The following is a 22,868-nucleotide window of genomic DNA, read 5'->3' as shown; positions in this document are numbered from 1 at the left end:
TCACCACGCAGCGCCCGGCACGCTGTCGACCCGATCACCACGGAGCAGGACCATGATGCGCGCATTCAGCGTGGCCGTACTCACTTTCGCCGTCACCGCCTGCAGCAGTACGCCGATCGCACAGGTACAGCCGATCGATGGCGTGATTTCCGGCCAGTGCCACAGCGACAAGGTGCGTGGCGCCGTGGGCCTGGCCGCTTCGGACGCCACCGTGGCCCGCGCACGCGTGGACAGCGACAGCCTGCAGGTGCGCGTGCTGCGCCATGACGGCCCGCGGGTACCACCGGCCAGTGAAGGCGGCGACCGCCTGACCATCGAGAAAGGCCGGACCAACAACATCGTCGCGATCTATTGCGGCTGACGACGGCGGCTGAGCCGGCGCGCCCTGCGCAGTACGCGCAGGGTGGCCTGCTCCCACTGGCGCGGCCCACGCAGGCCGGCCAGCGCCGCCAGTTCACCGCGCTCCCAGCCGGCAAACACGCACGGGTCGATGTAGGCCTTGCGGCACACGGCCGGTGTGTTGCCCAACCGCGCAGCGACCTGGCACACCACGCTGCGCTGTGCCTGCGCCAACGCACGCTGGCTGGCCGGTTCCGGCAGCTCGGTGGCGGCAAACGCCTGCACTGCGGCCACGGTGCCGCCCCAGGTGCGGAAATCCTTGGCCGTGAAATCTTCGCCCATCACTTCGCGCAGATAATCGTTCACTGCACCCGAATCCACCGGCTGCAGCGCACCTTCATCGTCGCGGTACTGGAACAGCGCCTGGCCCGGCAGCTGCTGCAGGCGCCGCACCAGCAGCCCCAGCCGGCGATCACCCACGGTCACTTCCTGCAGCTGGCCGGACTTGCCTCGGAAGCGCATGCGCACCCGCCCACCCCGCAACAGCTCCAGATGGCGGTTGCGCAGGGTGGTCAGCCCGAATGAACGGTTCTGCTGGGCATAGGTTTCATTGCCGACCCGCACCAGCGTGTCGGCCAGCAGTGCGACCACCATCGCCAGCACCTTTTCGCGCGGAAACCCTGGACGCTTCAGGTCCCGCGACAGCCGTCGCCGCAGCGTGGGCAGGGCGTCGCCAAAGGCGATGATGCGGTCGAACTTACCGGCGTCGCGCTCTTTCGCCCAGTCGGCGTGGTAACGGTACTGCTTGCGCCCGCGCGCATCGCGGCCGGTGGCCTGCAGGTGGCCGTTGGCGTGGGCGCAGATCCACACGGCGGTGTAGGCCGGTGGAATGGCCAGTGCGCGGATGCGCTGCAGGGTGGCCGCGTCGCGGACCACGTGACCGTCCGCGTCGCGGTAGCTGAAGCCCTGGCCGGCGCGGCGCCGGCTGATGCCCGGCTGGGTGTCATCGACATAGCGCAGGCCGGCCGCGCGCGCGGCCTGTCGTTCGGGGGAAGAGGGGGTTGGCATGACCACAGTGTCGCCGTCGCGATGCCGCGATCCTGTCGATAACAGAAGACAAACACGTGAGGGCCGGATCGCCGCTATGCTCGGGTTTTCACAATCCCTTCCGGAGTCATGATGTCGTTCCCGATTCGCGCCCGTTCGCTCTCCGCCCTGCTGCTGCCGGCCGTACTGGCCCTGACCGCCTGCCAGGCTCCGGCGCTGGATGAACAGGATTCGGCCACGGCCCATGCGCAGCAGGCGGCCGAAGCGGCCAAGGCACCGGCCGACGAAGCCGGCAAGGCCACCGAGGCACCGCCGGTCGGCACCTGCGATGCCAGCCAGGTGCAGAGCCTGGTCGGCCAGGCCTATGCCGACGCGCTGGGCAAGCAGGCGCAGGAAGATGCCGGTGCCCACCAGCTGCGCGTGATGAAGCCCAACGACGTGGCCACGATGGAGTTCCTTGGCGACCGCCTGAACATCGAAGTGGACGACAAGGGCCTGGTCAGCGGCGTGCGCTGCGGCTGAGGCCGACCCCGCGCCGGCACGGGGTTGCCGGCGCGTTCCGTTGCACCTGCAACCGTGTATTGCGGCGTTGCAGCAACCTGTGATCTAGTCGAGGCATCCGGTGGCCTCACGATGCGCTCCAGGGATTGGGCGGGCTTGAGTGTCCCCGTTCAATTCATCCCGCATCGAGGTAGAGATGGCCCCCCGCAACCGCCAAGGGCTTTACGACCCGCGCTCCGAGCGCGATGCCTGTGGCTTTGGCATGGTCGCCCAGCTCGACGATCAACCTTCGCGCCTGCTGGTCGATACCGCCATCGCCGCGCTGTCGCGCATGACCCACCGTGGCGGTGTTGCCGCCGATGGCCTGACCGGCGATGGCTGCGGCCTGCTGCTGCGCCGCCCCGATGCGTTCCTGAAACTGCTGGCCAGCGAAGCCGGCATCGCCGTCTCCGCACGCTTTGCTGCCGGCCTGGTGTTCCTGCCCCACGACGCCGATGCCGCCCATGCCTGCCGCACCCAGCTGCAGGCGCAGGTCGAAGCGGTCGGCTGCCGGGTCGCCGGCTGGCGCGAAGTGCCGACCGATGACAGCGTCTGCGGCCAGCTGGCGCGTGACACCCTGCCGCGCATCGAGCAGGTGTTCGTCGATGCCGGCGTCGGCCAGGATGACGGCGGCTTCGCGCTGGCGCTGTTCCTGGCCCGCCGCCGCAGCGAGCAGCAGCTGCGCGATCACGCTGATTTCTACGTCACCACCCTCACCCCCGATGCGATCAGCTACAAGGGCATGGTGCTGCCGGACAAGCTCAGCCGCTTCTATCCGGACCTGCAGCGGCGCGAGCTGGCCTCCAGCGCGATCGTGTTCCACCAGCGCTTCTCGACCAACACGCTGCCGCGCTGGCCGCTTGCCCACCCGTTCCGGATGCTCGCCCACAATGGCGAGATCAACACCATCGAAGGCAATCGCCGCTGGGCCCAGGCGCGCAGCAAGGTGTGGAAGACGCCGCGCTTTGACATCGCCGAATTCGACCCGGTGATCTCCATGCACGGCTCGGACTCGCAGAGCCTGGACAACATGCTGGAACTGATGGTCGCCGGTGGCATGGAGCTGATCCAGGCGCTGCGCATCCTGGTGCCGCCGGCCACCCAGTCGCTGGAGTTCAAGGACCCGGACCTGGCCGCGTTCTACGAGTTCCACGGCCTGAACAGCGAGCCGTGGGATGGCCCGGCCGGCATCGTTGCCTGCGACAGCCGCTACGCCGTCTGCACCCTCGACCGCAACGGCCTGCGCCCGGCGCGCTGGATGCTGACCGCCGACCGCCACTTCCTCGTTGCCTCTGAAGCGGGCGTGTGGGAAGCGCCCACCGAGCGGGTGGTGCGCAAGGGCAAGCTCGGCCCCGGCGAGATGATCGCGATCGACCTCAAGCGCGGCGACCTGCTCGACTCCGATGCGGTGGACCGCATCAACCGCGGCCGCGCGCCCTACAAGCAGTGGCTGCAGCAGGGCGTGACCTACCTGCAGACCGAACTGATCGACCCGTCGCTGGTGGAAGAGCCGTTCGACGAAGCCACCCTGCGCAGCTACCACAAGCTGTACCAGCTCAGCAGCGAGGAAGTGGAGCAGGTGCTGCGGCCGCTGGCCGAGACCGAGCAGGAAGCCACCGGTTCGATGGGCGACGACACGCCGATGGCGGTGCTGAGCCAGCGCAGCCGCCCGCTGTACGACTACTTCCGCCAGGCCTTCGCGCAGGTCACCAACCCGCCGATCGATCCGCTGCGCGAAGACTGCGCGATGTCCCTGTCCACCCAGCTCGGCAAGGAGACCAACATCTTCCATGCCGGCCCGGAGACGGTGAACCACGTCATCCTCAATTCGCCGGTGCTGAGCCAGCGCAAGCTGCGCCAGCTGTTGAAGATGGACCAGTACGTGCAGGCCAACCGCCTGCTCGATCTGTCCTACAGCGAAGACGAGGGCCTGCGCGCCGGCATCGAGCGCATCTGTGCCGAGGCCGAACAGGCCGCGCGCGATGGCATGGTGATGCTGCTGCTGTCCGACCGCTACCCGGTGGCCGGACGCCCGATGGTGCATGCCCTGCTCGCCACCAGCGCCATCCACCACCACCTGTCGGGGTTGGGCCTGCGCTGCGACGTCAACCTGATCGTCGAGACCGGCACCGCGCGCGATCCGCACCACATGGCCTGCCTGCTCGGCTTCGGTGCCACCGCGGTGTATCCGTACCTGGCCTATCAGACCCTGTTCGACCTCGGCCGTCGCGGCATCCTCAAGCTCAGCAAGGGCGGTGAGCAGTCGCAGATCGGCCGCCGCTACCGCAAGGGCGTCTACAAGGGCCTGTCGAAGATCATCTCGAAGATGGGCATCTGCACCGTGGCCAGCTACCGCGGCGCGCAGCTGTTCGAGATCATCGGCCTGGAACCGGAAGTGGTGGACCTGTGCTTCCCGGATACCGCCTCGCGCATCGGCGGCGCCGGCTTCGCACGCCTGGACGCCGATGCGCGCGAGCTGTGCGCGCAGGCCTGGGACGCACAGCAGGATGTCGATGTCGGCGGCCTGCTGAAGTACGTGCACGGCGGCGAATACCACATGTACAACCCGGACGTGGTCACCACCCTGCAGCGCGCGGCGCGCAGCGGTGACCCGCGTGCGTGGCAGCAGTACTGCGATGCGGTGCATGCGCGCCCGCCCTCGGCACTGCGTGACCTGCTGGAACTGGTACCGGCCGCCGTGCCGGTGCCGCTGGACGAGGTCGCCCCGGCCAGCGCACTGTTCCCGCGCTTCGATACCGCGGCGATCAGCCTCGGCGCCCTGTCGCCGGAAGCGCATGAAGCGCTGGCCATTGCCATGAACCGCCTGGGCGGCCGCAGCAATTCCGGCGAAGGCGGCGAAGACCCGGCACGCTACGGCACGCAGCGCCGCAGCAAGATCAAGCAGGTGGCCTCCGGGCGCTTCGGCGTGACCGCCGAGTACCTGGTCAATGCCGAGGTGCTGCAGATCAAGGTCGCCCAGGGCGCCAAGCCCGGCGAAGGCGGCCAGCTGCCCGGCCACAAGGTCAACGAACTGATCGCACGGCTGCGCTACGCACGCCCCGGCATCGGCCTGATCTCGCCGCCGCCGCACCACGACATCTATTCCATCGAAGACCTGGCGCAGCTGATCTACGACCTCAAGCAGGTCAACCCGACCGCGCTGGTGTCGGTGAAACTGGTCAGCCATGCCGGCGTGGGTACGATCGCCGCCGGCGTGGTCAAGGCCGGTGCGGACCTGATCACCATTTCCGGCCATGACGGTGGCACCGGCGCGTCGCCGGTCAGCTCGATCCGCTATGCCGGCGTGCCGTGGGAACTGGGCGTGGCCGAAGCGCACCAGGCGCTGCTGGCCAACGACCTGCGCGGGCGCACCCTGCTGCAGACCGATGGCGGGCTGAAGACCGGCCTGGACGTGGTCAAGGCCGCGCTGCTGGGCGCGGACAGCTTCGGCTTCGGCACGGCGCCGATGATCGTGCTGGGCTGCAAGTACCTGCGCATCTGCCACCTCAACAACTGCGCCACCGGCGTGGCCACCCAGGACGAACGCCTGCGCGAGAACCACTTCACCGGCCAGCCGGAGCGCGTGGAGAACTTCTTCCGGCTGCTGGCCGAAGAAGTGCGTGGCTGGCTGTCCTACCTGGGCGCGCGTTCGCTGGAAGAGATCGTCGGCCGCACCGACCTGCTGCGGCAGATCGAGGCCGCGCCGCGTGACGGCGTACGCGTGGACCTGTCGCGCCTGCTGGCCGACAGCCGCTATGAAGGCAGCCACTGCGCCGCGCAGCGCCTGTACGAATCGCCGGACAGCCTGGCCACGCAGATGGATGGCCTGCTGGCCCCGGCCATCGAGCACAAGCGCGGCGGCGAGCATCGCTTCCTGATCCACAACACCGACCGCAGCATCGGCACCCGCCTGGCCGGCGCGGTGGCACGCGCGCACGGCAACCAGGGCATGGCCGACACGCCGCTGGAACTGCGCTTCCGCGGCAGCGCCGGGCAGAGCTTCGGCGCCTTCAATGTCGGCGGCCTGCACCTGGAAGTGGAAGGCGAAGCCAACGATTACGTCGGCAAGGGCATGGCCGGCGGCCGGCTGGTGGTGCGGCCGCCGCGGGGCGCGCGCTTCGAGGCACGCAGCACCGCCATCATCGGCAACACCTGCCTGTACGGCGCCACCGGCGGTGAACTGTTCGCTGCCGGTCGTGCCGGCGAACGCTTCGCGGTGCGCAATTCCGGTGCGCTGGCGGTGGTCGAAGGGGCGGGTGACCATTGCTGCGAGTACATGACCGATGGCGTGGTGCTGGTGCTGGGCAAGGTCGGCCTGAACTTCGGTGCCGGCTTCACCGGCGGCCTGGCCTACGTGCTGGACGTCGACCGCGACTTCGTCGACCGCTACAACCACGAGCTGATCGACATCCATCGCGTGTCCGCCGAAGGCTTCGAGAACTATCGCCAGCACCTGCACCGCCTGATCGGCCGCCACCGCGAGCTGACCGGCAGCATCTGGGCACAGCAGATCCTGGACGAGTTCCGCGATTACATCGGCAAGTTCTGGCTGGTCAAACCGAAGGCCGCCAGCATCGAGTCGCTGACCGAAACGCTGCGCCGCGCCGCGTAACGGTAGTGCCGGCCGCTGGCCGGCAACCCAGGACCACGTAGTGCCGGCCGCTGGCCGGCAACCGCAAAACACCACAGAGCCCGCCATGAGCCGCAAGCACGCCTTCCAGTTCCTCGACCTGCCCCGCACCATGCCGCAGCGCATTCCGGTGGAACTGCGCACCTCCGGCGACTGGGGCGAGCTGTACGGAAAGTTCGGCAAGGAAGACGCGCAGTACCAGGCCGGCCGCTGCCTGGACTGCGGCAACCCGTACTGCAGCTGGAAGTGCCCGGTGCACAACGCCATTCCGCAGTGGCTGCAGCTGGTGCAGGAGAACCGCATCCACGAGGCCGCCACGCTGTGCCACAGCACCAACCCGCTGCCGGAAGTCTGCGGCCGGGTCTGCCCGCAGGACCGGCTGTGCGAAGGCAGCTGCACGCTGGAGGAATTCGGCGCGGTCACCATCGGCGCGGTGGAAAAGTACATCGTCGATACCGCCCTGGCCAGTGGCTGGCGCCCGGACCTGGGCGCGGTACGGCCGACCGGCCACAGCGTTGCGGTGATCGGGGCCGGCCCCGCCGGCCTGGCCTGCGCCGATCGCCTGGCCCGCGCCGGCATTGCCGCGGTGGTCTACGACCGCTACGAGCAGATCGGCGGCCTGCTGCAGTTCGGCATTCCCAGCTTCAAGCTGGACAAGGACGTGATCCACCGGCGCCGCGAAGTGCTGGAAGGCATGGGCGTGCAGTTCCGCCTCGGCGTGGAGATCGGCCGCGACCTCAGCGTGCAGCAGCTGCTGGACACCCACGATGCCGTGTTCGTCGGTACCGGTGCCTACCGTTATACCGACGGTGGCCTCGACGGCCAGGACCTGAAGGGCGTGCTGCCGGCACTGCCGTTCCTGGTGCAGAACAGCCGCATCGTCGGCGGCGATGACCCGAAGGGACGGCCGATTGCCGGCTGGGAAGACACCATTGCCCTGCCCGACCTCAACGGCAAGCGCGTGGTGGTGCTCGGTGGCGGTGATACCGGCATGGACTGCGTACGCAGCGCCGTGCGCCTGGGCGCGGCCAAGGTCACCTGTGCCTACCGCCGCGATGAAGCCAACATGCCCGGCAGCGCGCGCGAAGTGGCCAATGCGCGCGAAGAAGGCGTGCGCTTCCTGTTCAACCGGCAGCCGCTGTCGATCGAAGCCGGCGCCGACGACGAAGTGATCGGTGTGACCGTGGTCGAAACGCGGCTGGGCGAACCCGATGCCAATGGCCGCCAGAACGCCGTACCGATCGAAGGCAGTGAATCGCTGCTGGAGGCGGACGTGGTGATCATCGCCTTCGGCTTCTCGCCCAGCGTGCCGGCGTGGCTGGCCGAACTGGGCGTGGAAGCCCAGTCCAACGGCCGCATCCTCGCCGGTGGCAAGGACCGTCTGCCGTTCCAGACCGCGCACCCGCGCCTGTTCGCCGGTGGCGATGCGGTGCGCGGTGCCGATCTGGTGGTGACCGCCGTGGCCGAAGGTCGCGACGCCGCTGCCAGCATCGTCCGCCTACTGGCGCACTGAGTCCGGCAGCAGCAACGCGTCCAGCAGCGCGCGCAGTTCGCGCGCCTCCAGCGGCTTGGCCAGGAAATGGTCGATGCCCGCATCACGGCAGGCCTCACGGGTGCGCTCCAGCACGCTGGCGGTCAGCGCAATGATCGGGACCCGCGCACGGGTGGCGCAGGCGTCGCTCCGGATCGCCTGGGCCAGCGCGAAGCCATCCATGTGCGGCATGTGGCAGTCGGTGATCACCAAGTCGAACGGCTGCCCCTGCCAGGCCTCCCAGGCCTGCAGGCCGTCGCCGCAGGCGTGCACCTGCAGTCCCAGCTCGCACAGGCGTTGTGCCAGCAACTGCAGGTTGGTCGGATGATCCTCGGCCACCAGCACCCGCGCCGGTGGCAGCGGTCGTTGCGCGGCCCGTGCCGTCGCCGGTCCCGTAGCGGGGGCCGCACAGGCCGCCAGGTCCAGCTCCAGCCACACGGTGGTGCCCTTGCCGGGCACGCTGCGCAGGTGGAGGCGCCCGCCCATCGACGTCGCCAGCTCGCGGCAGATCGACAGCCCCAGGCCACTGCCGCCGAAACGGCGCGTGGTCGACGCCTCGGCCTGCTCGTAGGCGGCAAACACCGCCTGTTGCCGTTCCACGCTGATGCCCACGCCGGTGTCGGTCACCTGCAGGCGCAGCTGCTGGCCGCCCTCGCGCTGCTGCAGCACGCGGACCTGCAACACCACGCACCCCTGCAGGGTGAACTTGAGTGCATTGCCGGCCAGGTTGAACAGGACCTGCCGCAGGCGCAGCCCATCGGCCAGCGACCAGGCCTGCAATGCCGGGTCGATCTCGCTGTGCAGTTGCAGGCCCCGGCTGCTCGCGACCGGCGCCAGCAGCTGCTGCACCGCCCGCACCATCGCCGCCAGGTCGGTCGGGCGCAGCTGCAGCGGGGCGGGTTGCAGGCGCTGGCTGTGCAGCACGTCGTCGAGGATCTGCCGCAGCATCTGCGCGGCATCCGCCACCGTGCCCAGCACCTGCTGCTGGCCCGCGTCGAGCGGCCCGCCCGCCAACCGCTCCAGCATGCCCAGCAGGGTGCTCATCGGCGTGCGGATCTCGTGGCTCATGGTCGCCAGGAAATGGCTCTTGGCCAGCGCCGCCTGCTCGGCTGCACGGCGTGCATCGGCCAGCGCCGTCGCCCGCGCCTGTGCCTCGCTGACGTCCATCCAGTAACCGCTCCACTCCACGCTGCTGTCATCGCACGGCAACGGGCGCCCCTGCGAGCGGACCCAGCGCCAGCCCTGCGCCGACCGGGTGCGGAAGGTGACGTCGATCGGGCCGCGCGCCAACGCGGCAGCTTCGATGCAGGCCATCACCCGGCTGCGGTCGTCGGGATGGACGGCGGCCAGCAGCTGGAAGTGATCGATCCGCGCGGTCTCCACGCTCACCCCGAACAGCGCCTGCACATCACCGGCGATCTGGGTCAGGCTGTAGTGCCCGGTCGCCGAGCGGCGGGCTTGGTAGACTACCGCCGGCAGGTTCGCGGTGACCTCCTGCAAGCGCTGCTCCAGCACGCGCCGGCGGGTGCTCTCACGATGCACCCTCCAATAGCCGAAGGCATGGACCAGCGCGAGCGCGAGCAGGACCAGCGACGCTGGCACCAGCCAACGCAGCGTCGTGCCGGCGGGTTGTGCCCGCGGCCGCTCCGGCCGCCACGCGCTGTGCTCGGATGCGCGATGCGCGTCGTCTTCCTGCCGCAACTGCTGGTCGAAGGCTGCGATCACCCCGGCACAGGCCGGCACCGCTGCCACCACCAGGGCATCGCCGAAGCCCGCCGGTGCGGCGATCACCAGCGGGTCACCCGGCCCGGCACGGAGCGCGGCTTCGACTTCAGCAAGATTGGCGATCACGGCATCGACCAGCCCGGCGCGCAGCAGTGACAGCGCATGGTCCAGCGGCGCAGGGGCCAGCAGCTGCGCGCCCGGGGCCTGCTCGGCCAGCAGTGCCTCCAGCGGTAGCCGGTCCGGACTGGCCACGCTGCGCCCACGCAGGTCCTCCAGCCCCAGCACGGCTGCCGCGCTCTCGCGCCGCACGATCACCTGTGGCACCTCCAGGTAGGCCCTGCTGGCCACCCATCCGGCGGGGAGCTGCGCCTGCGGCCACCCCAACAGCACCTGGGTGCCGGCCGGCACCTGGCCTTCGGTGAGCGCCGCAGCAGCCAGCGGCCTGGCATCCGTCGCCGCCGCCTCGCCCAGCAGCGGCAGATAGTCTGCAGCCAATCCCGCAAGGTCGCCCTGCACGCTGTAGGACAGCGGCGGCCGATCGGAGCGCCATGCCACCTGCAACGGGCTTGTGCAGCTGGACGCAGTGGCGACGCCGGGCAGCAGCATTGTCATGACAGCGGCGACGGCGCGGCGGCCGGCGGCATTCACGGTAGGCGTCCTCATTTCGCGGGCAGGAACCACGGCCGCGCAGCGGTACCGCTGCCAGCCACGCTAGCGGGGCAGGCTTCCGCCACAATGAGAAAAATTGGAAAAACATCCGCATCGGCGGATGGCGACATACACTGCCGCTTCTACCCGTCCCTACGGAGCGCTCGATGCGTATCGGCCTGGCCGCCAACCGTCTCCATCACCACGATGCACGCGCTGCGCTGTTCCGCTGGCTGCGTGCCAGCGAGGCGGGCCTGCGGGAGCTGGGGGTGTCACTGCATGCGGTCGGGCGCACCCACGACGCCATCGCGCGGCAGGGCTTCCTGGCCGGGTACGGCGGCCTGCACCGCTATCCCTACGGCCGCGAAGGTGGCCTGATGAAGCTGGTGGCCGAAGTGGTCGGCATGGGACCGGAGCGCACCCTGGACGGTGCGATCTACCTGATCGACCCGGTCGATCCTTCCTCGGTGTTTCCGGAAGCCACTGCGCTCAAGCGGCAGTGTGTGATCCACGGCAAGCCGTTCATCTCAACCGTGGCCACCGCGCGCGACTGGATCGAAGTGGAGCGCATCCACGCCGGGCTGGCTGCCGATGCCGGTGCCGACGACCTGCATGCGTTCCAGGAACAGACGCTGGCGCTGATCGCGCATGATGCAATGAAGCCGGCGATGCTGGCCTTTGCCGATGAACACTTCGATGTGCTGGCACGCTTTGGCCAGCGCGTTGCCACCGGCACCACCGGCCAACGCCTGAACGAGCTGGCGTGGAGCCGGGGGTGGCCCAGCGATACGCCGTGGGTGACGCGGTACCAGAGTGGCCCGATGGGTGGCGACGCGCAGATTGCCGATCGCGTGCTGGAGGGCCGCTGCCAGCGCGCGATCTTCTTCGAGGACCCGCATGTGGCGCGCCAGCACGAGGCCGACATCCAGCTGCTGGAGCGCGCGGTGACCACGGTGACCGACCAGGCGGTGTGCATCACCGCACCGCGGGTGGCGGCGCGCTGGGCGACAGCGGCGGCGTTGCGCGCGGGATGAGGGTTCCGGCCAACGGCTGAGCCCCTCGTGGTGGGTCGTTCAAATCAGAAGCCGTGCTCGGCCGGGCGGGGTGGATTGCGCAGGGGTCGCTGCAAGTACGTCCTTGTAAGCTCGGTCGCCGCATCCATGCGGCTCACGCCCCTGCGCAACCCACCCCGCCCGGCCACGGACAGTTTCCTGTGTGCCCATCACGGAAGAAAGAAAGAAAGAAGGAAGAGCAGGAGCGGGTCGCGCGCTGCGCGCGCTTTTGTAGAGCCGAGCCATGCTCGGCTGCTGTTGATCGCGAGGGCTGAATATCCGCGCTACGCGCGTCAGCCGAGCATCGGCTCGGCTCTACAACAGCTGGCGGAGCATGGCTTTCAGGCGGCGCCCTTCGAGCTGGAAGTAGTCGCGCTGCTGCCGCCAGTCCGGGAAGCGTTGTTCCACTTCATGCCAGAACGCCGGCGAGTGATTGGGCTGGATCAGGTGGCAGAGTTCGTGCACCAGCACGTACTCGAACGCTTCGGGGCGACCCAGCACCAGTGCCAGGTCCAGTGCCATGCTGCCATCGGGGGCGAGCGAGCCCCATTGCGAGGACATCACCTTCAGCCGCAGGCGGCTGGGTGCGCGTGGCAGGGTGGGCAGGTACCTGGGCAGCCAGCGGCCGACATCGGCGCGGGTCTGGGCTTCGTAGAACTCGCGCAGCAGGCGGCGCAGGGTGGCATCGCCGCCCCGGGTCGGCCACTGCACGCAGGCGCCGTGCTCATCGATCTCCAGCCGCGCGTAGCGGCCTTCCTGCCAGCGCAGCGGCAGCAGTTCGCCGCGCAGTGGCAGCACGCCGGCTTCGCCCGGCTGCAGCGGGGCCGGTAGGCCCTGGCCCTGGTACTGGCGCAGCTGCAGCGCCAGCCAGTCGCGGTGCTGCTCCAGGAAGCGCTCGCCCATCACCAGGCTGGCCCGCGGCGGCAGGGTCAGGCGCGCGCCACGCTCGTCCACGCTCAACTTGATCCGGCGTGCCCGCGGATCGCGCACGCGCAGTACCTCGATCTCGGCATCCTCCAGGCGCAGGCGAACGGTGTCGCGCTGCACGGTGGCGGGCGGGGTCGGGCTGATCAGGCGGCGCAGCAGACGGCTCATGCACCCAGCATAGCGCTGCTTCGGGCCGCCGGATGACCGGCGGCCCATGAGGTGCGTGTTCAGTCAGCCTTGCTGAGCTTGAACGCGTCTTCCAGCAACAGGAACAGGCGGCGGATCTCGGCGCTCTGCAGGGCGAAGCGGGCGTCGAACTCGGCGCGGCGGCCGTCTTCGTCGGCATGCTCCAACTGGTCCAGGGCACCGTCGAGGAACTTCAGCTTGCGCACGATCAGGTCGTCGCCGATCACGAACGACAGGTTGTCCTCGAAGATCAGCGCCAGCTTGGTCACCTGCTTGCCCGCGTCCAGGTGCTTGTCGATCTCGTCGCAGCGCAGTTCCTGGTGCTGGCACTTGACCACCGCACCGCCTTCGACCGGATCCTTCATCTCGCACTCTTCGCCCAGGCTCAGCCCGGTCGGCAGCGGCTCACCGGCGATCCAGCCGGTCAGGATCGAACGCGGCGCGACTTCAGCGTTCAGCGGCATCGCCGGGAAGCTACCGAGCAGGCCGCGGATGTCGGACATGAAGTACTCGCCGGTCTTGCGGCTGGAGGTATCCACTGCGACGTAGCCGTGCTGCAGGTCGATGAAGGCGTCGTTGCGCGAGGACTTCACGAAGGCGCGCGGCAGCAGTTCATGCAGCAGGTCGTCCTTCATGCGCTTGCGCTCGCGGCCACCGGGGCGGCGGCCTTCCTTCTCCTCGATCTCCTCCAGCTTGCGCTCGAGCAGGTCGTTGACCACCGCCGCCGGCAGGATCTTGTCCTCGCCGCCCACGGTCAGCCACAGGTGTTCGGCGATGCGGTGCGACAGCAGTTCCTTCTCCTCGCGGCCAAACGGCGAGATGAAGCCACGCGAGTTCATTTCCAGCGCGCCCACGGGCTTGAGCACGGCATGCGGCAGCAGGGTGTTGACTTCGGAAAAATCGGTCGTGGTCGGGAAACGGAAGAACGTCAGGTTGCGAAAGAACATGGAATTCCGGATGGCAAAGAGGAAGGGCGACCGACCTTAAACGGCGGGCGTCTCGGGATCTGCGTCGGCGTCAGCCGGGGTACCGGCCAGCCAGGCATGGGCGTCGGGCAGTGGCGCGTCGTCGCCACGGCCCAACGCCATGAAGTCGAACAGGGTGGTGTCGGCCAGCTGCGAGGGCCGGACGTCGCCCAGGGCGCGCGCGATCTGCTCGATGCGGCCCGGGTGGTCCTTCTCCCACTGCTTCAGCATCAGGCCGACCTGGCGGCGCTGCAGGTTCTCCTGGCTGCCGCACAGGTTGCAGGGAATGATCGGGAACCGACGTGCCTGCGCGTACTCGACGATGTCGCTCTCGCGCACGTACGCCAGCGGCCGGATCACCACGTGCCTGCCGTCATCGCTGCGCAGCTTCGGCGGCATGCTCGCCAGCTTGGCGTGGTGGAACAGGTTCATGAAGAACGTGGCCACCCTGTCGTCGCGATGGTGGCCCAGCGCGATCTTGGTGAAGCCATGGGTCTCGGCGTAGTGGTACAGCGCACCACGACGCAGGCGCGAGCACAGCGAACACATGGTCTTGCCTTCCGGGATGACCCGGCTGACCACCGAATAGGTGTCCTGCTCGATGATGTGGTACGGCACGCCCAGCCCGGCCAGGTACTCCGGCAGGATGTGCTCGGGAAAGCCCGGCTGCTTCTGGTCCAGGTTCACCGCCACCAGCTCGAACGGCACCGGTGCCTTCTTCTGCAGTTGCAGCAGCAGATCCAGCAGGGTGTAGCTGTCCTTGCCGCCGGACAGGCAGACCATCACCTTGTCGCCGGCCTCGATCATGCCGAAGTCGGCAATCGCCTCGCCCACCTGGCGGCGCAGGCGCTTGGCCAGCTTGTGCTGCTCGCGTTCGGCCACGCGCGGATCGCGGGCGGTGCGCGGCGGGGGATCGGGAAGGGAAATCACGGCACTCATGGGGTCCATTCTAACGGCTCGGAGCGGCCCCGGCCGGGAGTCGGGATTCCCCTCTCCCGGCGGTCATCAACGCTGTGTATCCTCGAAGCCGTGGATACCTACGACCCCGCCGAGATCGTCGAACGCCTCGCTGCCCTGCGCGCCGAGCACCGCCTGCTGGATGAACAGATCACCCGCATGGCCGCCAACGGCGAGGATGAGCTGGAAGCCAAGCGCCTGAAGCGGCGCAAGCTGCAGCTGAAGGATTGCATCGCCAAGCTGGAAAGCCTGCAGATTCCCGACGAACCGGCCTGAGCGGTGGCCATCCACGCATGGCGTGGATCTACTGCTTGGCCCCGGTAGATGCCCCCCCGGGTTGGCATGCCGTTCGCCGGGCAGGACCCGGCGCTGCCTTCAATCCTGCGGCGCAGGTTCGTCCGGGCGGGCCGCTTCCGGGCTGACCCGCTCGATGGTGTGGCGCAGCTCGCGACCCAGGATGAACTTGGCGTCCTTGGCCCAGGCGTCCAGGCGCTCGTCGAACAGCAGCTTGCTGTTCTCGTCCGGCCACACCAGGCGCAGTTCGCGCAGCTTCTGGATGAAACCGCGGAACAGGGCCTTGTCGAAGAACTCCGGCGCGGCCGGTGCATAGAGCAGGCTCAGGCGCTGCGCGGCCTGCTGGCACAGGCTCTCCAGCTCGGCGGCGCCAAGCACGCCCGGGCCGTTCTTCACCAGCACCGAAATGGCGATGTAGTAGCGCTCGAACGCCTGCTGCAGCGAATGGCCGATCGCACGCAGGCGGAACACCTCGTCGGTCTGCCCGGTGTTGCGCGCCAGGATGCCGCCATCGTCATCGTTGACGTTCTGCAGCAGGCCCTCACGCACGAACACGTCGATGGTGCGGTCGATGCGCTGGGCGAACTCGTCCTCGCTCCAGGGCAGGAACAGCTCGGCCTGCAGGAACGGGTAGACCGTGCGCCCCAGCTGCACCAGGCCGGTGCGGCTCATGCGGCGGTTGTTCTGGAAGCAGCACGCCACCCACGACGAGGCGGTGAACAGGTGCACCACGTTGTTGCGGAAGTAGCTGAGCAGCACTGCGGTGTCGCCGCTGACGCTGAGCACATCGCCCAGCGGGTGCTTGATGCGGGTGAGGACGTTGATTTCCTCGGCGTGGGCGATGATCCGTTCCGGCGAATGCGGCGTCACCGTCACCCGGTCCGAGTACGGCATCTCGGCCAGCAGGGTCTTGCACAGCTCGATCTGCGCGATCAGGTCGGCCTCGCCCATCGCGTGCTTCGGCGTGGACAGCAGCGCCAGCGCCAGCAGGTTGATCGGGTTGACGTCGGCGGCGCCGTTGATGCGCACCTGGATGCGCTCGGCCAGCGTATCCACGGTGGTCGACAGCCAGGCCGGCTTCTCGTCCTCGGACACTGCCTCGCCCTTCCATTCCGGCGCCTTTTCGGCCAGCACGTCGTTCAGCGCGATCGGCTCGCCGAAGTTCACCACCACCTGGCCGTAGTTCTGCTTGAGCACCTTGGGGATGCCCCACAGCAGCGACCAGATCGATTCCTTTTCCTTCGGCCGGCCGGACAGTTCGTCCAGGTAGCTGCCGCCTTCCATCAGCTTCTCGTAGCCGATGTAGATGGGCTGGAACAGCACCGGCTTGCGCGGCTGGCGCAGGAACGCGCGCAGCGTCATCGAGATCATGCCGCCCTTGGGCTGCAGCAGGCGGCCGGTGCGCGAGCGGCCACCTTCGACGAAGTACTCCAGCGAATAGCCGCCGGCCACCAGCTGCGCCACGTATTCACTGAGCACCGCCGAGTACAGCGCGTTGCCACGGATCGAGCGCCGGATGAAGAACGCACCACCCTTGCGCAGCAGGGTGCCGACCACCGGCAGGTTCAGGTTGATGCCGGCCACGATGTGCGGCGGCACGATGCCACGGTCGTACAGCAGGTAGGACAGCAGCAGGTAGTCCATGTGGCTGCGGTGGCTGGGCACGTAGACCACTTCGTGGCCCGGCGCGGCGGCCTTGAACTTGTCCAGGTGGTGCACCAGCACGCCCGCATAGATGCGGTTCCACACGTGGCTGAGCATGAAGCTGGCCGAGCGCACTACCGGGCTGGAATAGTCCGCAGCGATTTCCCAGGCGTAGGCGTGCGCCTTCTTCCAGGCATCGGCTGGCTTCGAGTTGTCGCGCTTGGCCTGTGCGGCGATCGCTTCGCGCACCGGCTCGGCGGCCAGCACCTGGTCCACCAGCAGGCGCCGGGTCGACAGGTCCGGGCCGATGACCGATTCACGGATACGGCGGAAATGGGTGCGCAGCACGCGCTGCAGCTTGCGCACCGTGCGTTCCGGCTCCAGGCCTTCGTCCACGGTGCTGCGCAGCGAGATCGGCGGGGCGAAGCGCACGATGGTATTGCGCCCGTTCAGCAGCAGGCCCAGCAGGCGGCGGAAGCGGCCGACCAGCGCCCAGTTTTCCGAGAACAGCACCGCGAACCAGCCGCTTTGCTTGTCCGGCGCGCGGCCGACGAAGATCGACACCGGCACCAGGTGCACGTCCAGGTCATCGCGCACGCGGTGCGCCTGCAGGACCTTGGCCAGCGAATCGGAGTGGGTCTTGGCGCCGCGCTGCTCGGGAATCAGCGAGTTGCTGGAACTGCGCCGCGACAGCGCCAGGTAGGCGCGCTTGCGCCCGGTCGGATCACCGGCCAGCGGCACCAGCGGCGACGGCAGACCGGCCTGGCGGCAGGCCTTGTCCAGGATCAGCGCGTTGGACAGGCCGTAGTCTTCCAGCACGTACATGACCGGACGGCCATCGTTGTACTGGCCCGGGTCTTCCGGTTCGATCTTCAGCGACAGCCACGGCTCGACCAGGCGACCGAGCAGGCGCGCCCACAGCGGGCGGCGGCCGGCCGGGCGCGCGTGCGCGGGCGGCGGTACCGGGTTCGGGCCGGTACCGGTCGAGGGGGACGCCGGCACCGTATCGGCGAGCGTCGACTGGGATTCTTCGCCGGGGAACGGCAGCGGGTTCTGTTTCGACATCGGCGCCATTATGGCTTAGGCGGCGGCGTTGCTGCTTCCCCACCCCCGGCAGGGGCCTCAGCCGGCGACGGCGAGGCCGCAGCGCGGGCCGCGTCGGCCTTGCGCAGCAGCGCATCGGTGTCGGCCAGGGTGCGGGTCAGGTACCAGTGGCCTTCGCGGCGGCTCAGCGGCAGCTGCAGGCTCATCTCACGGCCGGCCAGGTCGTAGTGCAGGCGCACCAGCGCGTTGTCGCCCTCCACCGAGAGCAGCTCGCCACGCACGCTGCGCAGCGCGTCGTCCACGCCCAGCCCGTAACTGCCGAGCACCGCCTTGAGGGTGTGGATGAACGGCGCCAGCTGCTGCAGGCTGCCTTCCATGCCGGCGGCCTGCAGGCCCGCCTCGTCGTCGAAGCCGACCTTGCCGGCCGCGCCGACCAGCGCGGCGATGGTGCTGCGTGCACGGGCGCGGTCGCTGATCGGCGCGCCCTGCGCCCAGACGGCAAGGGTTTCCACCAGGGCGATGTAGTGCGCCTGCTGGCCGGGCGTGTAGCCCTTCTGATGGCGCAGGTATTGCACGCCGAAGTTGCCCATCGACTGTGCAGCCTGGCGCACGGCACTGGCCTGGCCGGCCAGCTGGCGGTCGAAGCTGCGCTGCAGCTCGGCGCTGGCCCCGGGCTTGCGCAGTGCGGCCAGCATCGGCAGCAGCTGGTCACCCAGCGGCAGTTCGGTCAGCGGCCACTGGCTGTGTCCCTCGGCCCAGGCCTGCTGCAGGCGCTGGTACTGGCCTGGCGGTACCGACAGCTTTGCGTAGCCGACCAGATCATCGTCAGCCAGGCGCAATGCCATCGCCTGCACGGCCGCCACCGGCTCGGCCGCCGGCCTGGCCGGATCGTTGCCAGGCTCGCGGCACGCCGCCACGGCCAGCAGCAGCATGGCTGCCAGCCCCCACCCACGCGCAGACCTTCCTCGCACCGCCACGCTCATGCACTCGGACTCCCCGGACCGGCCCGCATCTTGCGGCCTGCGACGTGACAGCGGCAAGCCGTGCGGTCACGGTTTCCAACCACGGGGGTCAGATCCCTTCTGCCCGCAGGCAGAAGGAATCTGACCCCAGAACCGCCACCGGGATAAAAAAAGAGCCCGGATCACGGGGATCGCAGGCTCTTCAAGCCGGCACGGGGCCGGAGGACAGTGTTGTGGCGCATGTCCGGTCAAGGACCGGATGGCGGCGATCCTACGCTGCCGCCCAAGTTAAGGCAACACTTTACGTAATGCATCGTATCTACTTGATTTTAATGGATCAGTCTCGTTGCCAAACCGCCTCAATGAAATCTACGGCATGTTTTTCGGCGATTCGGGCATAAACCCCGGGATAGCCGGCCAGCGCGCACCCCTCGCCCCAGCTGACGATGCCGAACTGGGTCCAGCCCTCGCGCAGGCGCAGCAGCAGCGGGCCGCCCGAATCGCCTTGGCAGCTGTCCACGCCTTCACGGCCAGCGCAGATCACCTTGCCGCGTGACAGTTCACCGCCGTAGGCCTGCTGGCAGTCGCTGAAGGACACGAACGGCACCTGCGCGGTCTGCAGCTGGGTGGGGTAGATCCGGCCATCACCGATGTCGGTGTCGCCCCAGCCGATCACGGTGAACTCGCGGCCCGGCTTGAGGTAGCTGGCGTCGGGCCGCAGCCGCAGTGCCACCGGCTGTGCGCCCTCCAGGGGCGCGCTCAGCTGGACCAGCGCAACGTCGTGTTCGAGCGAATTGCCGCTGTTGAAGGCCGGATGGACGTGGATCGCCTTGACGTTGGACGGTCGCGGCGCGGCACCGGTGGAGAGCGTGGCCTGGCCCCCCAGCACCGCCAACCCCATCGGCTGCTCGCCCTGCAGGCAGTGCGCGGCGGTGAGCACCCAGGACGGTGAGATCAGCGTTCCGCCGCAGAAGTGGCGGTCATGATCCGAATCGCCGTCGAAGATGCCCTGGATGCTGACCATGAACGGGTACTCGCCGGCGAGTGCCGCTTCGCCGCCGATTACGCGCGGCGCATCGCGCACCTGTGGCGCAGCGAAGGCGGGTACGGCGGACGCGGCCAACAACAGGCCGATGAACAAAGAGGTGCTGCGATACATATCCCTGTACTCCTCTATCAATGGTTGGAACCGGCGCGGCCGCGGTCCGTGCCGGTGCATCGATTGGGGAGCAGGGATGAAGCCTGCAGCGCGAACGCGCGCACAGTTTCGGCGCAATGCGCTGCCTGCGACAGTCGCAGGCCGACAAATGCGAACGCCATCCCGCATGGATCGGAATGGCGTTCGTGGTGCCGGCGTGACCGGCGTCAGCAGTGGGCTCAGCGTGCAGCCAGAGCCGACGCGATTTCCTGCTGGATCGCCCGCGCTGCCGCTTGCGGATCGGCCGCCAGACGGATCGGGCGACCGACCACGATGGCATCGGCGCCATCGGCAAAGGCCTGGGCCACGCCGACGGTGCGCTTCTGGTCATCGCCAGCCGGACCACCGGGACGGATACCCGGACAGACGATCGAGAACCCGCTACCGGTCGCGGCGCGGATCGGTGCAGCCTCCTGGCCCGAGGCGATCACGCCATCGACGCCCGCTGCCTGGGCGGCCAATGCGCGTTCGACCACCACGTCCACCGGCTCGCGGTCGATGCCCATCTGCGCCAGATCGGCGCGCCCCATCGAGGTCAGCACGGTCACCGCCAGCAGGCGCATGTCACTGCTGTTGGCGGCCGCGCAGGCCTCCATCATCGCCGGGTGCCAGCCATGGATGGTCGCGTAGCTGACCGGCCACTGCGACAGGCGCTTGATCACCGCCGCCGCGGTGGCTGGAATGTCGAAGAACTTGAGGTCGACGAACACGCGCTTGTCGCGGCGGGCCAGCTCGTCCAGCACCTGGAAGTACTCGCCGGAGGCGAGCAGTTCCATGCCGATCTTGTAGAACGCCACGCTGTCACCGAGGCGATCGACCCAGTCCAGTGCCTGCACGCGATCAGGCACGTCCAGTGCGAAGATCAGGCGCTCGTCATCGCGCAGCGGCAGCGGTGCGCGGCTCACGGGGCGTAGTCCAGGGCGGCGCGCTTGGCGTCGTGGCGGGCCTGGCGCGACTGGCTGTAGTCGTTGTTGAACTGCGCCGGCTCGAAGCCACCGTAGGTCGGGTTGGGCAGCATCCACCAGCGCTCGCCGAACCAGTCGTGATACTGCTGCAGCAGCGCGTCGCGGCCTTCATTGGTATTGGCGGTCACTTCGACGAAATCACCCAGCTGGTCGCCGAACTGCATCAGCACGCGGTACTTCTGCCCGGCCAGACGGCGTCGGCAGTTCTTCTCGCTGCCGGCCTGCTCGCACCCCGGCACCACCGTGCCCAGGCCCAGGAACACGCTGTCATCGGCCACCGGCAGGCCCTGCTCGCGCAGGTTGGCCAGCGTCGCGTCCTTCAGGTGCACGGCGCGGTTGGAGATGTACAGCAGGGTCACGCCCTTGGCGTTGGCGGCCTTGGCGAAATCAACCACGCCGGGAATGGCCTTGGCCTTCTTTTCAGCCACCCACTGGTCCCAGCTCAGCTCGTCGTATTCCTTGCCATCGCGCACCAGGCGCGCCTGGTAGGGCGAGTTGTCCAGCACGGTTTCGTCCACGTCCAGCACCACCGCCGGCTTCAGGCCCTTGGCGTCGTTGCCGCGCTCTTCCGGCACCAGCGCATCCCAATGGGCTTCCTTCAGCGCCACATCCAGATGGTCGGCGGCGGCGCGGTAGGTCTGCTCGGTGATCGCCTTGTACTCCTGCGCGCGCTGCATCCACAGCACCGCATTGAGGTTGTCGTTGGCCGTGGCATCGAGCGCGCCTTCGGCCTTGGCAGCGGCAGCGGGCGCCTGCGGGGCAGCGGCTTCGGCGGCAGGCGCCTCCACGCGCTTGCAGGCGGACAGGCCCAGCGCCGCGGTAGCGAGCAGGGTCAGGGACAGGGAAACGGGACGACGCATGGATTCACCGACAATCAGATATACCGGCGCATTTTACCGGCAAAGGCGGCCCCGGGACGGCTATGCTTGGCGGTTGACCCGTTGCCCTTCCGGAGGCCGCCATGACCGATTCCAGCCAGACCCCCGACGTCCCCCTGCTCGACGCCGTGCAGGCCCGCCTGCTGGGCTGCCTGGTGGAGAAGGAGGCGACCACGCCGGACACCTACCCGCTGACGGTCAACGCCGCCCAATCGGCCGCCAACCAGAAGACCGCCCGCGAGCCGGTGATGAACGTTGATGCCGGCACGGTGCAGCACGCGCTGCGCCAGCTGGAGGCGCTGGGGCTGGCCCGCCAGCACTTCTCCTCGCGGGCAGACCGCTACGAGCACCGCCTGCAGGCAGCGCTGGACCTGACCCGGCAGCAGACCGTGCTGCTGGCGCTGCTGCTGCTGCGCGGGCCGCAGACGCTGGGCGAGCTGGTCACGCGCAGCGAGCGCCTGCACCGCTTCGCCGACACCGACGAAGCCCGCCATGCCATCGAGCGCCTGCAGCAGCGCGCGCTGCTGGTGGTGTTGCCGCGTGCCAGTGGCCAGCGCGAAGACCGCTACATGCACCTGCTGTGCGGTGAAGTGGATGGCGCAGCGCTGGCGGCGAAGTACGCCAGCAGCAGCGGCAGCAGCGATGCGGCCGAGCCGGGCCTGGCCGAGCGCGTGGCCCAGCTGGAAGCGGCCGTGGCCGAACTGCAGGCACAGCTGGCCGAACTGCGCGGTTGAGCGTCGACATGCGCAGGTAGTGCCGGCCGCTGGCCGGCATCTGGTCATGCCTGGTTGCCGGCCAGCGGCCGGCACTACCCGACGTCGGTCGCACCCGGCGTGGCATACAGCCGGCTCGGGCTGTCCACGCCCGGCAGCTGGACCACCCCGCGCTCCTGCATGCCCAGGCCCAGCAGGATCTTTCCGGACACCACGTTGTCCAGGTCGGTGATGCCATACAGATCGCGCAGGCCCAGCTCGCCACGCGCATAGGCAAACACCGCCCGCGCCGCCTCACCGGCATAGCCTTGCCCGGCGAATTCGGACAGCACCGCATAGCCGATATCCGGTCCCGGCAGGCCATCGCGCCGCACCAGCCCGGCGTTGCCCAGCCACGCGCCATCGGACAAGCGCTCGATGGCATACATCCCGTAGCCGTGCAGCGCATAGGCCGGCAGCACCCGCGCCGTGGCGTAGTCGCGTGCCTCCTGCGCCGTACGCACGCCGCGGTCACCGATGAAACGCAGGAAGCCGGGGTCATTCAACAACGCCAGCATCGGCACCGCGTCGCGGTCAGGATCGATCCGGCGCAGGCGCAGGCGTTCGCTTTCAATGGGATGCAC

18 protein-coding genes are annotated in these 22,868 nt (G+C 68.9%); 7 read left to right on the top strand and 11 right to left on the bottom strand.

Annotated elements, in window-relative coordinates:
* Positions 1-52 precede the first annotated feature (52 nt).
* Entirely contained in the window at positions 53-361 is a 309-nt protein-coding gene (locus LRM18_RS04905) for a hypothetical protein (RefSeq protein WP_206631572.1), read from the top strand.
* Here the strand turns inward: LRM18_RS04905 and LRM18_RS04900 are convergent.
* Complete coding sequence (locus LRM18_RS04900) at positions 349-1,407, bottom strand: DNA topoisomerase IB (RefSeq protein ID WP_049470499.1); 1,059 nt, start codon at positions 1,405-1,407, stop codon at positions 349-351. The genes LRM18_RS04905 and LRM18_RS04900 overlap by 13 nt on opposite strands.
* 111 nt (positions 1,408-1,518) lie before the next feature.
* On the opposite strand from LRM18_RS04900, the gene LRM18_RS04895 reads away from it, so the two are divergent.
* From LRM18_RS04895 to LRM18_RS04885, 3 genes are all read left to right on the top strand, one after another.
* Positions 1,519-1,908 (top strand): I78 family peptidase inhibitor, encoded by a 390-nt coding sequence (locus tag LRM18_RS04895; RefSeq protein ID WP_014035471.1) that lies wholly within the window; start codon positions 1,519-1,521, stop codon positions 1,906-1,908.
* A gap of 175 nt (positions 1,909-2,083) precedes the next feature.
* Positions 2,084-6,538 carry a glutamate synthase large subunit gene (gltB, locus tag LRM18_RS04890; protein ID WP_270951866.1) on the top strand — a complete coding sequence of 1,485 codons (4,455 nt, stop codon included), beginning with the start codon at positions 2,084-2,086 and terminating at the stop codon, positions 6,536-6,538.
* Positions 6,539-6,623: 85 nt separating this feature from the next.
* Positions 6,624-8,069: an FAD-dependent oxidoreductase gene (locus LRM18_RS04885; protein WP_049470505.1), complete on the top strand. Its 1,446-nt coding sequence runs from the start codon at positions 6,624-6,626 to the stop codon at positions 8,067-8,069.
* Here the strand turns inward: LRM18_RS04885 and LRM18_RS04880 are convergent.
* Positions 8,055-10,460: an ATP-binding protein gene (locus LRM18_RS04880; RefSeq protein WP_270951861.1), complete on the bottom strand. Its 2,406-nt coding sequence runs from the start codon at positions 10,458-10,460 to the stop codon at positions 8,055-8,057. The genes LRM18_RS04885 and LRM18_RS04880 overlap by 15 nt on opposite strands.
* Positions 10,461-10,627: 167 nt before the next feature.
* On the opposite strand from LRM18_RS04880, the gene LRM18_RS04875 reads away from it, so the two are divergent.
* Complete coding sequence (locus LRM18_RS04875) at positions 10,628-11,494, top strand: methylglyoxal synthase (protein WP_049470511.1); 867 nt, start codon at positions 10,628-10,630, stop codon at positions 11,492-11,494.
* Positions 11,495-11,827: 333 nt separating this feature from the next.
* Here the strand turns inward: LRM18_RS04875 and LRM18_RS04870 are convergent, their stop codons facing one another.
* The 3 genes from LRM18_RS04870 to ttcA are packed head-to-tail and all read right to left on the bottom strand — an operon-like array spanning position 11,828 to position 14,529.
* Positions 11,828-12,607, bottom strand: a complete 780-nt coding sequence (locus LRM18_RS04870) for a SprT family zinc-dependent metalloprotease (protein ID WP_049470515.1) — start codon at positions 12,605-12,607, stop codon at positions 11,828-11,830.
* 59 nt (positions 12,608-12,666) lie between these two features.
* Positions 12,667-13,572 (bottom strand): recombination-associated protein RdgC, encoded by a 906-nt coding sequence (locus tag LRM18_RS04865; protein WP_270951857.1) that lies wholly within the window; start codon positions 13,570-13,572, stop codon positions 12,667-12,669.
* A 36-nt stretch (positions 13,573-13,608) separates the two neighbouring features.
* On the bottom strand, positions 13,609-14,529 hold the full coding sequence (ttcA, locus tag LRM18_RS04860) for a tRNA 2-thiocytidine(32) synthetase TtcA (RefSeq protein WP_204323518.1): 921 nt from the start codon (positions 14,527-14,529) through the stop codon (positions 13,609-13,611).
* 90 nt (positions 14,530-14,619) lie between these two features.
* On the opposite strand from ttcA, the gene LRM18_RS04855 reads away from it, so the two are divergent.
* Positions 14,620-14,823 (top strand): DUF465 domain-containing protein, encoded by a 204-nt coding sequence (locus LRM18_RS04855; RefSeq protein ID WP_049470524.1) that lies wholly within the window; start codon positions 14,620-14,622, stop codon positions 14,821-14,823.
* Between the two features lie 99 nt (positions 14,824-14,922).
* Here LRM18_RS04855 and plsB read toward each other — a convergent pair whose 3' ends face one another.
* The 5 genes from plsB to LRM18_RS04830 all read right to left on the bottom strand — a co-directional run bounded on the left by plsB (position 14,923) and on the right by LRM18_RS04830 (position 21,514).
* Positions 14,923-17,559, bottom strand: a complete 2,637-nt coding sequence (gene plsB / locus LRM18_RS04850; protein ID WP_057493722.1) for a glycerol-3-phosphate 1-O-acyltransferase PlsB — start codon at positions 17,557-17,559, stop codon at positions 14,923-14,925.
* On the bottom strand, positions 17,559-18,512 hold the full coding sequence (locus tag LRM18_RS04845; RefSeq protein WP_336297076.1) for a hypothetical protein: 954 nt from the start codon (positions 18,510-18,512) through the stop codon (positions 17,559-17,561). Before LRM18_RS04845 ends, plsB begins: the two co-directional genes overlap by 1 nt.
* Before the next feature lie 316 nt (positions 18,513-18,828).
* The gene (locus LRM18_RS04840) at positions 18,829-19,650 is read right to left on the bottom strand and encodes a serine protease (protein ID WP_074725832.1); all 822 of its coding nucleotides are present in this window, start codon (positions 19,648-19,650) and stop codon (positions 18,829-18,831) included.
* A 218-nt stretch (positions 19,651-19,868) separates the two neighbouring features.
* The gene (pyrF, locus tag LRM18_RS04835; RefSeq protein WP_049470536.1) at positions 19,869-20,594 is read right to left on the bottom strand and encodes an orotidine-5'-phosphate decarboxylase; all 726 of its coding nucleotides are present in this window, start codon (positions 20,592-20,594) and stop codon (positions 19,869-19,871) included.
* Positions 20,591-21,514, bottom strand: a complete 924-nt coding sequence (locus LRM18_RS04830) for a 5'-nucleotidase, lipoprotein e(P4) family (RefSeq protein WP_049470541.1) — start codon at positions 21,512-21,514, stop codon at positions 20,591-20,593. The genes pyrF and LRM18_RS04830 overlap by 4 nt, the downstream gene beginning before the upstream one ends.
* Positions 21,515-21,615: 101 nt before the next feature.
* Here LRM18_RS04830 and LRM18_RS04825 point away from each other — a divergent pair, with 101 nt between their 5' ends.
* Complete coding sequence (locus tag LRM18_RS04825) at positions 21,616-22,266, top strand: DUF480 domain-containing protein (RefSeq protein ID WP_049470542.1); 651 nt, start codon at positions 21,616-21,618, stop codon at positions 22,264-22,266.
* 74 nt (positions 22,267-22,340) lie between these two features.
* Here LRM18_RS04825 and LRM18_RS04820 read toward each other — a convergent pair whose 3' ends face one another.
* A complete protein-coding gene (locus LRM18_RS04820; RefSeq protein WP_262231607.1) occupies positions 22,341-22,868 on the bottom strand; it encodes a GNAT family N-acetyltransferase in 528 nt (175 codons plus the stop codon).

The sequence above is a fragment of the Stenotrophomonas sp. PI_27 genome, assembly GCF_027854495.1.
Classification (GTDB): domain Bacteria; phylum Pseudomonadota; class Gammaproteobacteria; order Xanthomonadales; family Xanthomonadaceae; genus Stenotrophomonas; species Stenotrophomonas pavanii.
The sequence above is the reverse complement of the archived record's forward strand: the minus strand, read 5'-3'. Positions and strand labels throughout refer to the sequence as shown.